Origin of the sequence: Pelovirga terrestris, from assembly GCF_014773365.1 — a bacterium.
Lineage (GTDB): Bacteria > Desulfobacterota > Desulfuromonadia > Desulfuromonadales > Geopsychrobacteraceae > Pelovirga > Pelovirga terrestris.
In genome coordinates this window covers 222729-237102 of sequence record NZ_JACWUN010000001.1, presented here as the reverse complement: position 1 = coordinate 237102, position 14374 = coordinate 222729, and the positions used below count along the sequence as shown (strand labels likewise).

Below are 14374 nucleotides of genomic sequence, written 5' to 3'. Positions count from 1 at the left end.
ACCCCTTTTGCCCTCAGCAGGCAGAAGGGGTTGCTTTCCCGCCGCAAAACAGGAATGATGGACGCAGGTAGAACAATGCAGCCACTAACTCATTACTGGTTTCCTCCCATGTATCCCTTTGATTTGACCCTTGATCCACCTACCGGCAAGGAACTTGACAGTGTCATGTCCGAGCTGAAGCAACATCGCCGGAAATTGATGTTCCGTTCCTGTCTTTCCGACGGAATCCATATTTTGCTGCTGTTGTTACTATATTTTGGTCATTTCCTCAGCGGTCCTGCCATCCTGGTGCTGATTGCCTTGAGCCTGGTCATTGCCATTATTCTTGCCACCTCGACCCGTGAATCATTGTTGTTCAGCGATCTGATTGCCATTGCTGTCACCATTATCACCACAGCGGCAGCCTCAACCCTGCTGCTCGCCATCTCGATGAATCAGCCCTGGGGCGCAAGCATGATTGCCGGTCTGCTTGCCGCTACCATCGTCACCTCCGGTACTATTTTAGGGCGTGAGCTGAAAAAGATCATGTTTGCTATCGAGCAGTTAACGTCAATCCCGGATGATGACCCGGTGGTTGAGGAGGTCAACTTTTTCTGCCAACGCTATCCGGACTTACGGCATTACCGTGAACAGGCATCACGCAATCTTCGCCCCCGCCTGACCTATGGTGAACTATTTGCCATGCGCGACTGGCATCAACAGCAAATGAACGGTGAGCGGTGAACAGTGAACAGAGAGCTTCTGCCGGCATCTTGAATCTGTCTTGCGACAGAGGTTACACTGAAAAGGAATTCGTCTGGTAAGGGTGATGATGAAACGATTTCTGCTGTTTGTGCTGACAACGATCCTGTTCACTCTTTCACATCCGTCCTGGGCGGCTGTCGAGTATCATCTTGACCTGCATCTCCATCCAGCTCAGCACCAGCTGGATGGAACGGCAACGATCCGCATCAAAGAGTTTGACGGGCAGCAACTGCAGCTGCGTCTTTCCCCTGAGGCAAGCGTTCATCAGGTTCGACAAGGTCAACGGGTTATCAACTATCAGTTCAATAATGGCCGTTTAACCCTGTTTCTTGTCAGCGAGGATCCGGTTAAAATTGATTATTCCGCCACCTTCAATGATCCCGTCCCTGCCACTGCAGTTCATACTGAAGATCCGAGCTTTGGCATTTCAGCGACAATCAGCCCAGCCGGCAGCTACCTCTCGGCCTCAACGGCCTGGTATCCACAACTCAATGAGTCTGATATCAGTTACCATCTGCGCATCAGCGCCCCCGGCAACACCGAAGCGGTGACCTCCGGTGAACGGCTTTATCGTCATCATGATGGTTCCTTCAGTACCTCGGCCTGGAAAATTGACACTCCGTTGCGTGGACTGACTCTTTCAGCAGGGCCTTATCAGGTGGTTGAAGATATCAGCGGCTCCGTTCCGATCTTTGCCTATTTCTATGAAGAATCAGCCGAGTTGGCACCAACCTATCTCAAGGAATCACGTCGTTATCTCGATCTCTATGAACGTTTGTTTGGCCCCTATCCCTTTGCTCATTTTGCCATTGTCGAAAACTTTTTCCCCACCGGCTACGGCCTGCCGGGCTGGACCTTGCTGGGCAGTACCGTTATCCGCCTGCCTTTTGTTGTTACCACCAGCCTTGGTCATGAAATTGCCCACTCCTGGTGGGGAAACGGTGTCTGGGTAGATTTCAAGCAGGGCAACTGGTCTGAAGGGCTGGTCACCTATATCGCGGATCACCTCTATGAAGAATATAACAACAGTGAACAGGCACGCAGCTATCGCCTTAACCACTTGATGACCTACGCCAACCTCACCAATCCGACCAATCGCTTTGCCGTGAAAAACTTCCTGTATCGCAGCGATCGGCCGGGGCAAGCTATTGGCTATGGTAAGGCGATGATGATTTTTCACATGTTGCGCCATGAGGTGGGGGATGAAATCTTTTGGCAGGTGTTGGCCAAGATGTCGGAAAAGCACATGTTTTCCCGCATTGGATGGGGTCATTTTGCAAAGTATTTCAGCATTGCAACCGGGCGTGATCTACGCCCCTTCTTTGACCAATGGATCAGTAGAACCGACGATCTGCACCTGCAGCTTGCCCAGGTAACGCTGGAACAAACCGACAATGGCTGGCTCACCCGCGGCGTATTACAGCAAAATGCCGAACCCTACCAACTGCTGATCACTATCCGTCTGGAAAACCATCAGGAACAACACCGCCAGACCATCCGTATCACCAGCGAGCAACACAATTTCTCCATCACCACTCCATGGCGACCGGAACATATCACCATTGATCCGAATATCGACCTGTTTCGCCTGATGGATCCTGCGGAGATTCCGTCAACCGTTGCCTCCATCCGTGGCAGCACGAAGCTGATGGCCGTTATCGCTGATCGCTTGTCACCCGTACCGGCAGCGCGCCGGACTCTACTTGCTGGACTACGCCAGGCCGACATCCCGGTAGTTGCTGCTGATCAGGTAACCACGGAACAACTGTCCCGCCACGATTTGTTGATTTTTGGCGTTAACGATTGGTTGATGCCGACCGTCAACACGGGCGAGAGCCTCACTAAACTGCTAGGCCTTCAGTCCGCCGGGACCGCCTTGACGACAGAAAGCGCGGGGGTTATCGTCACCCGCAACCCCTACCAACCCGAGCGGCATGCTGCCTGGTTTGTCAGTGATGGATCAGAATATGTTGCTTCCGTGGCCCGCAGAATCCCCCACTATGGGCGTTATGGACAGCTTTTTTTCAGTGATGGCAATAATCAGCTCAAAGAACTTAATCTGCCAACAACATCCCCCCTGCAGAAAACCTTGACTCAAGACAACTAGTACCCTTGTAACCCAATCTGTTCAGGCGCGCTCAAATGGCTCATACAAACGCTTGTATTCGTCCTGGGCATAGCGGTCAGTCATGCTGGCGATATAGTCGCAAATGACCCGCTCGCGACCGTGCTGCTCGTAGCGACGCTGGTACTTTTCCGGCAACAGCAAGGGATTATCCATATAATTTTCAAACAGCAAGGTTAAAAAGCGTTCGGCCTTGACCCGCATCCGCTCGACTTTGTGATGCCGATACAGTTTTCTGAATAAGAAGGCTTTAAGCTCCTTGTTGCGTTCTTTCATAGCACTACTGAAAGTCACCAGCCTGCCTGGCTGACTACGAACATTGTCCAGGTTGGTAATCCTGTGGTTCTGCAGCTGAGCTGAGGTTGTGATGACCAGATCCTGAATCAGTTCGCCGATTAAACGGCTGACCGTCTGGAGGATCTGGCGCTTTTCGCTGATCCCGGGAAATCGACGCCTGATATCAGCCCAGGTACGTTGCCAGAGTTCTACTCCGGCCAGGTCGTCCAGGTGAATGTATCCGGCCTTGAGTCCATCATCAATATCGTGATTGTTGTAGGCAATTTCATCAGCGAGATCAATGATCTGAGCTTCGAGGGTCGGCTGTTCGGCCGGACAATAATGAGTGACAGCAGAGACGCCCGTTTGATCGTAGGACGTAGTGTGTTTGATAATCCCTTCGCGGGTTTCGTAGCTTAAATTCAAGCCGTCAAAATCAGGGTAGCGTTGCTCCAACACCTCAACAATGCGCAGCGATTGCTGATTATGTTCAAACCCGCCATGATCTTTCATCAGGCGGTCGAGCACATGCTCGCCGGTATGACCAAACGGGGTATGACCCAGGTCATGGGAAAGGGCCAGAGCTTCGACCAGATCTTCATTAAGTCTCAATTTGCGGGCAATACCACGGGCGATCTGGGCCACTTCCAGAGAGTGGGTCAGTCGCGTGCGGTAATAGTCCCCTTCGTGATTAACAAATACCTGGGTTTTATACTCCAGCCGACGGAAAGCAGCGCAGTGGATGATCCGGTCCCGGTCCCGTTCGAACGGTAAGCGGTCATCCTTGAAGGCCTCAACATGTTTACGCCCGCGGCTGGTTTCACTTCTGGTAGCATATTCAGCTAAATACTCTTCATGCATAACGTTCCTCCCCTGGCAAATAAATGGATTATTTGCAGAATAAATAACAAGTAAGACAATCAAAGTCACACTGAGTGCCGTATGAAGATTAAAAAAATTGTATCTTTTCAGCTCTATCCTTGCACTGGGCCTTTGGATCCTGTGGCAAGGTTTTTTGTCGCCATGGACGGCGACAAAAAGCGGTCATGGATGACCCAACGGGAAACAATCGCGTCCCTTGACATAGGATTTCCGACCCAGTGCTGAACAGTTTCAACAAATTTAACCTTGCACTGAGTCCTCTGCGACTGTTAAAAAACCGATCTGATAAAGATTTTTGACAATGAACAGGAGCCTTGATCAGCCATGCGCATTATCGCCGGCTCAGCCCGCGGGAAAAAACTGGCTGCCTTTGACGGCAGGCAGATTCGTCCCACCCCGGACCGTGTACGTGAAGCCCTGTTCAGCATGCTGACCAGTCGCTTTGGTGGACTCAATGGGCTGACGGTGCTGGAACTCTTTGCCGGGACCGGCGCCCAGTCCCTCGAAGCTTTAAGCCGCGGGGCAGCAAAGGCCGTGATGATCGATCATAGTCCCTATGCGATCAAGCTGATCAAGGACAACACTGCGGCTTGCGGGTATGAGGATCAAGTGAGATTGATCATCGGTGAGCTTCCAGCTTGTCTTGATCAAGTATGCCGGTATGCACCATTTGACCTGATCCTTCTTGATCCACCCTACCATGCCGGCTTAACGGATCTGGTCATGACAAAGGTCGCATCATTGAATCTTTTAGCCGAAGGTGGAATAATCTGCGTCGAGACACAACGCAGTGAACTGCCACCGCCTCAAGGCACCTTGACCCTGCTTGACCGTCGCTACTATGGCTCAACCGCAATCCACTTATTTGGTTTACCTTAAGGAAACATCATGAATCGACATATTGCCATCTATCCCGGCTCATTCGACCCGTTAACCAATGGTCATCTTGATATTATCAGTCGCGGCCTGGAGATATTCGATACGGTTGTTGTTGCTGTGGCCTGCAACAATGAAAAAAAGGGTCTATTTTCAATCACTGAGCGTATCGATATGATTAATCAACTGGTTGCTGACAATCCGCGCATCCAGGTTGAAACCTTCAGTGGGTTGCTGGTGGATTATGTGGTCAGCAAAAAGGCCCGGGTCATTCTGCGCGGGTTGCGAGCAGTTACCGACTTCGAATTTGAGTTCCAGTTGGCGCAGATGAATCGTACCGTGTGTGAGCAAGTTGAAACCCTCTTTATGATGACCTCCCCCGAGTGCGCATATTTAAGCTCATCCATTGTCAAGGAGGTTGGCCGCCTTAAGGGGGATATCAGTAAATTTGTGCCGCCACTGGTGGCCGAAAAACTGATAGATAAGTTCGGCCATCGCTGACCAAAGGAGATGTTTTATTACCTCTGTCTTTACCACAGAGTCACAAGAGGCACAGAGAAATTGTTCAACATCGGATTTTCTCTGTGTCCCCAAGTCTCAAGTCTCCATTCTTTCCAGCTCAGCAATCACCTCACAAAGCTTATCCGCCATTCGCTGTTGCAGTAGCTCACCTTTGGCAGCACGAGCTTTTGACGGATCGCCCCAAACCCCGCCCGGCCAGTATTTTTGCTTGTCGCGCACCAGAATCCCCATTGGAAACGATGGATATTCTGCCGGCGATGTGCCCCTTACCAGATCAGGATGTGAATGCAGCAGGCGCGAGGTTTCGATCTCCCCGGCATGGGAATCCCCTGGAGTTTCGAGTAGACTGTGTCCTGCCGCGAGAGCCAGGTCATATTCTTTGATCACCGCAATCTGGATATCATCAAAATGCCCGAGCAGTTCTTCTCCGGCATCGACCAGGGTCGCCATATGGGTAGTTCCGGCGTGGCCACTGAGCAGAACAACATATCGCAGCCCCTGGGCATAGAGGGAAGAGACCAGATCGGTAATCAGCAGCTTTAAGGCGGCAGTAGAAATGCCGATGGTACCGGGATGCTGCGCGGTAGAGCGGCACACACCATAATGCACCGGCGGGGCAACAAACAGCGGACGTCTTTGAGCAACGACTCGGGCGATATCGATGGCCTGGAGGGTATCGGTGGCGAGAGGGAGATGATTGCCGTGCTGCTCAGTCGAACCAAGGGGGATAATAACCGTTCGGGTGAGCTGCAAGCCCGCAGCAAAGTCCACCATGGTCATTTCTTCCATTATCATGGATACTCCAAAATATCATCTTAATTCGAGGTAGGTCTATCTAACCCCCATAAATATATGAGTTTGTGGAACGACAAAGGTTTCTGAATGGGTTGCTGAAACCAGCGCCTGCAGTGCCAGTAAGCGCCGTACCGAAACAGCGACCTTGTTATCGCGGGTGACCGGTTGCAGAATAATCGGGGTCGCAGCGCAGAGGTCATGAACCAGTTGTGTCGCGCGCATCAGTTCATTGTCGGTTGTCCGGTCACCGACAATAATTTTTACTGAACAGCGCGTTTGAACGGCAACAGCAAGAAAATCGGCATGAGCCTGCCAATCGGTCACCTGACCGGTCACCGACGGTAATTTGATATCCATGGCAACATAATCGAGGTGTTGAATCAGTAACCGCAGGGCCGCCGGCAAGGTACCATTGGTTTCCAGTGAAACCGGCAGGAGTCGTCGCAGATGGGGCAGCCAGAGTTCAAGCAATTCAGCGTGCAGCAAGGGTTCACCGCCGGTGATGCTGATGGAGTGATGGGCCCCGGGGGTTGTTTTAAGCCACTGTTTGAGCAGAGTGATCATCCGCTCGAGGGGAACCGGGTTCTCATATTCGACCAGGGCGCCGGATCCGGAATCCTCTTCCACCAGGCACATACTTTTACTTAAAAAACTGGTATCACAGTAGTCGCAGTCGAGATTGCAGCCGGCAAAACGGATAAAAACCTGGCGCCGCCCGAGCAGTTCACCCTCCCCTTGCAGCGAAGAAAAAACTTCTATCAGATCAGCTGCGGGTATATGCAGCATATGCGTTATCCGATTCCCATACTGTTACCTTCTGCACGATCACCTCATATTCCTGCAGTGACTTTTCAATTTGCTCAAAAATAAACCGGGCGATCTGTTCAGAAGATGGGCTAATATCTGTGAAGGCATCGAGATCATTGAGATATTTGTGATCCAGGTAGTTCATGACCTCGCGCGTATGTTTTTTCAGAATTTTGAAGTCGATACCCAGCCCTGATTTATCCAAACCTTCAGCACTGACTGTCACTTCAACCTTCCAGTTGTGCCCATGCAGGTTTTCGCAATCACCCTGATAATGCAACAGATTATGGGCGGCGGCAAAGCTGGTTATGATAGAAAGGTGAAACATGGAATTCTCCTGGGTTTATGGGAATGACGTTTCGTCCGGATCGTCCGCCGGTTCCCGTACTTTTTCACCGGCCACCGCGTATTCCTCATTGTCCCAGCGCCCAAGATCAATCATGCGACAGCGTTCCGAGCAAAAAGGGCGCGAGGGGTTGTTCTGCCACTGGGTTTCGGTTCGGCAATAAGGACAGCTTAATTTGATGATCTTCTCCATTAAAACAACCTTTTTAGTCATCATCCTCTATTCTAGTCAACTTTAGGTAGATGTGACAATGACTCCTTGATTTCTTCTGCCGGATATTCATAATCATTGAGCTTGCCGGCGAGATAATCGTCGTAGGCGGTCATGTCAACATGACCATGACCGGAGAGATTAAAGAGAATGGTCTTTTCTTTCCCTTCTTCTTTGGCCTGCAATGCTTCATCGATAGCCCCGCGAATCGCATGGCTTGATTCAGGGGCCGGGATAATCCCCTCACAGCGGGCAAACTGCACCGCCGCTTCAAAGCACGCCAGCTGTTGCACTGATCTGGCTTCAACAATACCGGCATGAACCAACTGGGACACCAGCGGTGAAGCACCATGATAACGCAAGCCACCGGCATGAATTCCCGGCGGCATAAAGTCATGGCCAAGGGTGTACATCTTTGACACCGGAGCCATTTTCGCCGTATCACCGTAGTCAAAGGCATAGACACCACGGGTCAGGGTCGGACAGCTGGCCGGTTCCAGAGCAACGACCCGTACCTGTTTGCCATGGGCTTTGTCGGCAATAAAGGGAAAGGCAATACCGGCAAAGTTGGAACCGCCACCATGACAGCCAATCACCACATCCGGGTAATCGCCGATCATCTCCATCTGCGCCTTGGCCTCAAGACCAATAATCGTCTGATGCAGACAAACGTGATTGAGCACGCTACCTAAAGCATAGCGGGTATCGTCGCGGGTGGCTGCATCTTCCACCGCCTCACTGATAGCGATACCGAGGGAGCCGTTACTGTCGGGATGCTGGGCGAGAATTGAACGACCGGCATTGGTACGGTTCGATGGGGATGGGATAACCTCGGCACCCCAGAGCTGCATCATGCTCTTGCGGTAGGGCTTCTGGTTGTAAGACACCTTCACCATGTAAACGGTACACTCCAACCCGAACATCTGACAGGCCAGGGAAATAGATGATCCCCATTGGCCGGCACCGGTTTCGGTAGCGATGCGCTTGGTACCGAAAATTTTATTATAGTAAGCCTGTGGGATGGCGCTGTTGGGTTTATGGGAACCGGCCGGTGAAACACCTTCATATTTGTAATAGATTTTTGCCGGGGTAGCGAGAGCCTTTTCCAACCGATGGGCACGGTACATGGGCGCCGGACGCCACAGCTGGTAAATCTCGAGGACTTCCTGTGGGATATCGATCCAGCGCTGGGTAGACACTTCCTGCTCAATCAAGGGCATGGGAAACAGGGGGAGCAAATCATCAGGAGAGACCGGCTGCATGGTGCCGGGATGGATTACCGGTGCCAGAGGACCTGGCATGTCGGGAATAATATTGTACCATTGGCGTGGAATCCTGGCTTCAGGAAGGATGATCTTGGTCTGCATGGGGTCTCCTTGCACTATGTCAGCTTTATCACTGTTCAACGCAGGAAAAATTATCGATAGAAATAATGATTCAAGGACTTAACTGCTTCATTGGATAGCACGTAACGCCAGTAAAAACAAGGTTGCACAGCACCTTCAAAGGTTGAAAAAAACACCTGATTACAGGCCTAAAGATTCATCAATCAGTCAATTTTTACCCCGCAACTGAGGTTTTTGGTTGACCGATAGCAATACACAGGCATTCCGCCTCAGCGTAGATAGCTGAACCGCTGCATACCCTCCCCTTTACCAGCACTTTGCGCCCATTAATGGAAACAACTTCACTCTCCACCGTTACCACAGTTTGCAGCGGCAGCAGGTTACGAAAACTGACATTGAGGTTGGCAACAACTACCGCGTGACCGGCAGCCCAACCGGACAAACCCAGCACTTCATCAAGCACTGCCGCAATGGAACCACCGTGAGCATGACCGGGTGGTCCCTCAGTTTCCGGACCAAACCACACCCGCGCTTTTAGTTGCTGAGCGGCATCACGATAATAGCGGACGCGGAAACGATCCCCTTGAGGATCACCGGAAACAAATCGTAATGAACTACCCACCAGCGCCGGTGCATCAAAGGCAGTCCAGTCAGATTCTCCGCGCAAATCGACAGCCATAGCCTCCGCGTTGGTTATTGTTGTGGCCATAAGTAACCCTTTCGATGAAAAAAAAGGGCCAAAGCTGCTGCCAGCTAAAGCCCTTGATTTTATTGGAGCGGGAAACGGGATTCGAACCCGCGACTCTCAGCTTGGGAAGCTGATACTCTACCAACTGAGTTATTCCCGCGTGGTGGTGCGCAGTATAGAGATAGCATTCAGTTTTTGTCAAATCCAAAATGCGCTTGTAACCATCTGTGAGCATCCTCTATGGAACGAATCCGTCCGGCTCGTTCCAGGGTTTTAATCTGCTGCAGCAATTCTCCTATAATTTTGTTTTCAGTCCCGACATATTGGGCGATCACATGACCGTCAATCAGATCCGGAATGCGACCGTTAATCCGGTGTTGCTCATAGCCCATCAGCAAGGCGATCACAGTTTCTTGCTGAAGTTTCCCCCGGCACCAGCCATGATAAAAAACCCGCTCCATGCCATAAGGTCCCAGCTGTTCAACTGCCAGAGCGCGCTGACGTTCTGACACAACCTGGCGCAACTGCTGAAGCCAAGCTGCCGGCAGGTCATGACCTAGAGCAATTAATAGACGCTGCTGGGCCCTGCTCAGGCGCAGGTCAGGATAAAAGGGTTGTGCGTCAGTATACGCCATCAACAGAGTCGCCAGCTGATACAGCGGTCGCTGTTGGAGTAGTTCCTTGCTGACGGCAAGCTGATATTGACCACAAAAATCGTCTAAGCGATCAAAAAGAGATTGATGATTTGCACTATAATCCTTATCACTCCAGCTTGTCTTCGACGCACCAAAAAGCATCGGGAGCACCGTTGTCCGGGATAACATCTGTAGTGCGTATGAGATATTTCTGACAGCAACAATCTTCAGCAGTTCTTCCCGTATTCGCTCTGCCGCCACCTGTTTCAGTTGCTGCGCCTGCTGCGTCATGGCAGCAATGGTTTGATCCTCAATGGTGAAATTCAGAACAGCAGCATGACGGACCCCTTTAAGTATCCGCAGCGGATCATCGCTGAAGCTACCTGTTGAACACATTTTCAGGTGCCGGTTTTTGAGGTCGGCAATACCATTTAAAGGGTCAAATAGATAAGCAGGGTTGTTGATGGGGATAGCGATGGCGTTGATGGTATAATCGCGCGCTTGCAGATCAGAAGTGATGGTTCTCGCGCGCAACGGGGCGAAGTCGAAAGAAATGCCGTCAGCCAGCAGAATCCGGCTCTGCCGACGTTGCTGGTCGAGCCAGAACCAATATCCCCTCCCCTGTGCCCAACTGCGTGCCCAATCGCTTGGGTCCGTGCTGCTGACCACATCGATATCAGCACATTCTTCACCCAGCAACAGATCGCGTACGCAGCCACCAACCAGCCAGGTGGTCATACCGCTGGCCCGCAGAGCGTCAAAGAACTCGGAAAAAGCCGGAATCTGTTGACTCAATTTCGCTACAAGCTGACTGTTATCCATTGAAAATCATTCTACTGATACCAATAGGAATAAATAAAACAATCTGGTTGTCTATTTGACTCCAGTAAAGCAGAAAACAGGATCTGGATTCTGCGACTTTGCTTCGCTACGCGCAGAATGACGCCCGGTTCTTTTCCATAAACGTGCTTCTTTGTCATCCTGCGCGAAGTCGCAGGATCCAGATTATTAGCAGGTCGCATCGGTCCCGATCTTCTAACCGTTATAGCTTGAGCCAAGTGGATAACCAAATAAAACAAAAGGGCTGCGATCAGTTGCAGCCCTTTTGTTTTGGGTGAATTGTCCCAGAAATACAGGTTTCTGATTGGGAAACAGGCTAAGCCAGATCCTGCTCCGCCTGATGGATCAAGTCAAACAACTCCTGAATGTCCTCCTCCTCGATACAGGAGAAAGCGATGCGCAGATCCTTGCTGTTGATGGAGATGGTGCCGACACCATATTTATCAAGCAGGTGAACGCGCAGCTTTTCGGCATCGACTCTTTTCAGTTCCAGACACATGAAATAGCCGGAGTTAAAAGGATAGTAGTTCCAGGAATCAGCATACTTGGCATCGGCAAGGACGTCCTTCACCTTCAGGGCTCGCCCCTGCATTACCTCGAACTTTTCCTGCTTCTGTTGGTCAAAGTCAGGTGAGCGCAAGGCGTCAATAACAAAGGTTTGTGACGGATGAGGACAGTTGGAAATGGTGGCACGGATTATTCCCAGGGTCTTTTTCTCCAGTGCCGTCAGCACTTCCTTGCTGTCACCGGTCATCCCATCAGCAAAGGTGATAAAGCCGACACGGAAGCCCCAGACGAACTCTTCCTTGGTGGCACCATCGAGCTTGACACTGAGCAAGCGCGGGTGCTGATTTGCCAACTTGCCGAACAAGGACTCTTTTAAAGAATCTTCGTAGAAGAGTCCAAAATAAGCATCGTCTGTGACAACGACCAGATTACAGCCTTCTTCAGCTACCTCTTTAAGGGTTGCCACCAAAGCATCCCCTTCTGCCACGGTCGGGGTATACCCACTAGGGTTATTAGGGAAGTTAAGCAGGACAATCGCCTTGCCCTTTTCCGCAGCCGTCTGCTTAAGGCAAGCTTTAAAGGCATCAACATTAAAACCACCAGCGGAAGTGAATGTGGTGAACTTTTTTACCACCGCACCACGGCGGGTAGCAAAAGTCAGGTTGTAGTTGCCCCACATCATATCGGGCATCACCACCTGATCGCCGGCATCCATGAACAGGTCAGCAACAATAGACAGACCATGGGTCAAGGCATTGGTGACAACCGGCATGCCAAAGACCTTATCCTGCTGACTGGGGTTTTCACGCAGCATCTTTTCACGCCAGAGTTTGCGTAATTCCGGTTTGCCTGCCGGTGGGGCATAGGGATAAATATCCTTAGGATCGAAATCCTTTAGTTTATCCTGAATACACTGGAGGAACATGGGGCCACCCTTTTCGGTAGCGGTTCCGATGGTGGCATTATATTTATGGGCTTTTTCCTTGGCTTCAGCGGACTGGCTCAGAATGCCTTTGGGGAAAAAAAGGTTTTTACCCAGATCCGACAGCATTTCGAGGGTACGGGGATTGTTTTTTTGAATCAGTTCGTTCAGTTCCACTGCAAGTGGGTTCATCATGATCCTCCGTCAGGAATATGTGGCAACAGGCCACCTTGTTAATTATCTGAATGTTTTTTTTCTACGGAAAGTGAAGCGTCTTCCCTCTTCTTGCGAACTTGTTTGCGCCCACGATCAACAAGATATAGGATTGCGAATGTTATCAGCAGGACAACCAAAGTCAACAGAATATCAGCGAATCTGAATGAAGCCATAGGTTCCTCTTTGTTGTTCTAGGTGGCGGGTGAAACACGCTTTAGCGCCGTGCGCGCTGACTCATGTTTGTCATCAAGATGGGTTGCCATGGTTAAGGCTTCGTAAGCACCGGCCAGATCATTGGCGGCCTCACGGCAAATACCGATAAGATGATAAAAATCAGCACTCGGTACTTCTTGCAACAGCCCACCCTGATGCACCAGTTTTTCAATAAGATCATAGGCCTGAGTCACATCTCCGGCATCGAATAGTTTCTTCGCCTGCCCCATGTGTTCAAGCTGATGTTGTAACGCTTGGAGCGGCGCCCCACCTTGCGAAATGAGGTCGAGGCGCTGTTGCAATTGCGTTTGTTCCTTTTGGTTGCCCAACTGGTTGACGACAGTCTGCCAATATAATTTGGCCTGATGATAATTGCCAGACAGATAACAGACCTGGCCGAGATAATTGAGGTTACTGATGTCTTGGGGAGAAATGCGGCGGGCCTTTTCAAGCCACTGGCGGGCATATTTGAGTTGCTCTCCAGCCACAATCATCTGTTCAGGGTGAATAGCCAGATGATAAAAAGCAACGCCCATTTTATGGAGTAAACCAAAATTATTTTCGTCCAGCTGCAGTAGTATCTTTAGCAGGGGAATTTTTTTCTGCAAGGCAATTGCGTCGTGAGGGCGCAGATCAAGCAGCAGCAACTGTGAACCGATATCGGAAATCAAAAACGGGTAAGCCTGACGCAGGATATTGGCGTAGGCTGAAGCATGTTCCGTTTCCGGATTGATACAGAGATACGCGTAAATCCCCTCCCCGATCAGGCGCTCGGAGGGAGCAACAGACAGATCATCCGGGGCGTCAGCAGCACATAGTGGTAACGGAATCAGGGGTAGATTAAGATGCTCCTCCGCGCCGATGGACAAGGTCGTGTCGGCTGGTGGGGTCCAGAACACAAAGTCGTCAGAAGGTGATTTTGGTGGCGTTTCAGTCATCAGCAAATACCTCACTTGTCAGCCGTGAAATCTACTTCAAAACCAAAGATTAATCAACCGAAGGGAATTTTATTTACGAGCAGGACCATATTATAGAAAGTTGGCTGGGGCGCCAGGATTCGCCCACTACGTCATCGCCGTCATGGCGATTCCTGCGTCGGCTCCCCTATGCTCACTGACGCGGCCATCCATGGCCGCTCTTCTGACATTAAGTCAGCGCTCGCTGCGCTTCGAATCCTGGCGGATGACATTGTTTTTGAATTGAGAAAATGGCTGGGGCGCCAGGATTCGAACCTGGGAATGCCGGAATCAAAATCCGGTGCCTTACCGCTTGGCGACGCCCCAATGAAGGAAGAACGATTTTCTAGCAAAGATCATTTACAGCGTCAAGGAAAAACCTTTAAACGGCAAAATCAATCAGCCACCAAGACACCAAGAACTCCAAGAAGATCAGGTAAACGCTTTTATTGTTTTAACCTCTATCCG

General features: G+C 50.8%; 14 protein-coding genes and 2 tRNA genes. 4 read left to right on the top strand and 12 right to left on the bottom strand.

The window, feature by feature from the left end:
• Positions 1–75 precede the first annotated feature (75 nt).
• Both ICT70_RS01035 and ICT70_RS01030 read left to right on the top strand, forming a co-directional pair.
• Complete coding sequence (locus tag ICT70_RS01035; RefSeq protein ID WP_191153522.1) at positions 76–723, top strand: hypothetical protein; 648 nt, start codon at positions 76–78, stop codon at positions 721–723.
• Positions 724–808: 85 nt separating this feature from the next.
• Entirely contained in the window at positions 809–2851 is a 2043-nt protein-coding gene (locus tag ICT70_RS01030; RefSeq protein WP_191153521.1) for a M1 family metallopeptidase, read from the top strand.
• Positions 2852–2872: 21 nt separating this feature from the next.
• Here ICT70_RS01030 and ICT70_RS01025 read toward each other — a convergent pair whose 3' ends face one another.
• Positions 2873–4006, bottom strand: a complete 1134-nt coding sequence (locus ICT70_RS01025; RefSeq protein ID WP_191153520.1) for a deoxyguanosinetriphosphate triphosphohydrolase — start codon at positions 4004–4006, stop codon at positions 2873–2875.
• Positions 4007–4351: 345 nt separating this feature from the next.
• On the opposite strand from ICT70_RS01025, the gene rsmD reads away from it, so the two are divergent.
• Both rsmD and coaD read left to right on the top strand, forming a co-directional pair.
• Entirely contained in the window at positions 4352–4906 is a 555-nt protein-coding gene (gene rsmD, locus ICT70_RS01020) for a 16S rRNA (guanine(966)-N(2))-methyltransferase RsmD (protein ID WP_191153519.1), read from the top strand.
• Positions 4907–4915: 9 nt separating this feature from the next.
• A complete protein-coding gene (gene coaD / locus ICT70_RS01015; RefSeq protein ID WP_191153518.1) occupies positions 4916–5404 on the top strand; it encodes a pantetheine-phosphate adenylyltransferase in 489 nt (162 codons plus the stop codon).
• A 96-nt stretch (positions 5405–5500) separates the two neighbouring features.
• Here coaD and ICT70_RS01010 read toward each other — a convergent pair whose 3' ends face one another.
• The 11 genes from ICT70_RS01010 to ICT70_RS00960 all read right to left on the bottom strand — a co-directional run bounded on the left by ICT70_RS01010 (position 5501) and on the right by ICT70_RS00960 (position 14233).
• Positions 5501–6220: a creatininase family protein gene (locus ICT70_RS01010; RefSeq protein ID WP_191153517.1), complete on the bottom strand. Its 720-nt coding sequence runs from the start codon at positions 6218–6220 to the stop codon at positions 5501–5503.
• 36 nt (positions 6221–6256) lie between these two features.
• Positions 6257–7006: a 7-carboxy-7-deazaguanine synthase QueE gene (locus ICT70_RS01005; protein ID WP_191153516.1), complete on the bottom strand. Its 750-nt coding sequence runs from the start codon at positions 7004–7006 to the stop codon at positions 6257–6259.
• Positions 6984–7355: a 6-carboxytetrahydropterin synthase QueD gene (queD, locus tag ICT70_RS01000; protein ID WP_191153515.1), complete on the bottom strand. Its 372-nt coding sequence runs from the start codon at positions 7353–7355 to the stop codon at positions 6984–6986. The genes ICT70_RS01005 and queD overlap by 23 nt, the downstream gene beginning before the upstream one ends.
• Before the next feature lie 15 nt (positions 7356–7370).
• Entirely contained in the window at positions 7371–7565 is a 195-nt protein-coding gene (locus tag ICT70_RS00995) for a DNA gyrase inhibitor YacG (RefSeq protein ID WP_191153514.1), read from the bottom strand.
• A 32-nt stretch (positions 7566–7597) separates the two neighbouring features.
• Positions 7598–8950: a TrpB-like pyridoxal phosphate-dependent enzyme gene (locus ICT70_RS00990; protein WP_191153513.1), complete on the bottom strand. Its 1353-nt coding sequence runs from the start codon at positions 8948–8950 to the stop codon at positions 7598–7600.
• Positions 8951–9143: 193 nt separating this feature from the next.
• A complete protein-coding gene (locus ICT70_RS00985; RefSeq protein ID WP_191153512.1) occupies positions 9144–9638 on the bottom strand; it encodes a PaaI family thioesterase in 495 nt (164 codons plus the stop codon).
• Between the two features lie 63 nt (positions 9639–9701).
• Positions 9702–9777 (bottom strand) — tRNA-Gly (locus ICT70_RS00980).
• Between the two features lie 28 nt (positions 9778–9805).
• Positions 9806–11074 (bottom strand): CCA tRNA nucleotidyltransferase, encoded by a 1269-nt coding sequence (locus ICT70_RS00975; protein WP_191153511.1) that lies wholly within the window; start codon positions 11072–11074, stop codon positions 9806–9808.
• Between the two features lie 334 nt (positions 11075–11408).
• The gene (locus tag ICT70_RS00970) at positions 11409–12716 is read right to left on the bottom strand and encodes an aminotransferase class I/II-fold pyridoxal phosphate-dependent enzyme (protein ID WP_337906486.1); all 1308 of its coding nucleotides are present in this window, start codon (positions 12714–12716) and stop codon (positions 11409–11411) included.
• Positions 12717–12928: 212 nt separating this feature from the next.
• On the bottom strand, positions 12929–13888 hold the full coding sequence (locus tag ICT70_RS00965) for a tetratricopeptide repeat protein (RefSeq protein WP_191153510.1): 960 nt from the start codon (positions 13886–13888) through the stop codon (positions 12929–12931).
• A 270-nt stretch (positions 13889–14158) separates the two neighbouring features.
• Positions 14159–14233 (bottom strand) — tRNA-Gln (locus tag ICT70_RS00960).
• Between the last annotated feature and the right edge of the window lie 141 nt (positions 14234–14374).

What these genes read in the sequence shown, in the direction of transcription:
- ICT70_RS01035 (WP_191153522.1), top strand. Translation starts at nt 76, where the DNA reads ATGCAGCCACTAACTCATTACTGGTTTCCTCCCATGTATCCCTTTGAT.
- ICT70_RS01030 (WP_191153521.1), top strand. Translation starts at nt 809, where the DNA reads ATGATGAAACGATTTCTGCTGTTTGTGCTGACAACGATCCTGTTCACT.
- ICT70_RS01025 (WP_191153520.1), bottom strand. Translation starts at nt 4,006, where the DNA reads ATGCATGAAGAGTATTTAGCTGAATATGCTACCAGAAGTGAAACCAGC.
- rsmD (WP_191153519.1), top strand. Translation starts at nt 4,352, where the DNA reads ATGCGCATTATCGCCGGCTCAGCCCGCGGGAAAAAACTGGCTGCCTTT.
- coaD (WP_191153518.1), top strand. Translation starts at nt 4,916, where the DNA reads ATGAATCGACATATTGCCATCTATCCCGGCTCATTCGACCCGTTAACC.
- ICT70_RS01010 (WP_191153517.1), bottom strand. Translation starts at nt 6,220, where the DNA reads ATGATAATGGAAGAAATGACCATGGTGGACTTTGCTGCGGGCTTGCAG.
- ICT70_RS01005 (WP_191153516.1), bottom strand. Translation starts at nt 7,006, where the DNA reads ATGCTGCATATACCCGCAGCTGATCTGATAGAAGTTTTTTCTTCGCTG.
- queD (WP_191153515.1), bottom strand. Translation starts at nt 7,355, where the DNA reads ATGTTTCACCTTTCTATCATAACCAGCTTTGCCGCCGCCCATAATCTG.
- ICT70_RS00995 (WP_191153514.1), bottom strand. Translation starts at nt 7,565, where the DNA reads ATGGAGAAGATCATCAAATTAAGCTGTCCTTATTGCCGAACCGAAACC.
- ICT70_RS00990 (WP_191153513.1), bottom strand. Translation starts at nt 8,950, where the DNA reads ATGCAGACCAAGATCATCCTTCCTGAAGCCAGGATTCCACGCCAATGG.
- ICT70_RS00985 (WP_191153512.1), bottom strand. Translation starts at nt 9,638, where the DNA reads ATGGCCACAACAATAACCAACGCGGAGGCTATGGCTGTCGATTTGCGC.
- ICT70_RS00975 (WP_191153511.1), bottom strand. Translation starts at nt 11,074, where the DNA reads ATGGATAACAGTCAGCTTGTAGCGAAATTGAGTCAACAGATTCCGGCT.
- ICT70_RS00970 (WP_337906486.1), bottom strand. Translation starts at nt 12,716, where the DNA reads ATGATGAACCCACTTGCAGTGGAACTGAACGAACTGATTCAAAAAAAC.
- ICT70_RS00965 (WP_191153510.1), bottom strand. Translation starts at nt 13,888, where the DNA reads ATGACTGAAACGCCACCAAAATCACCTTCTGACGACTTTGTGTTCTGG.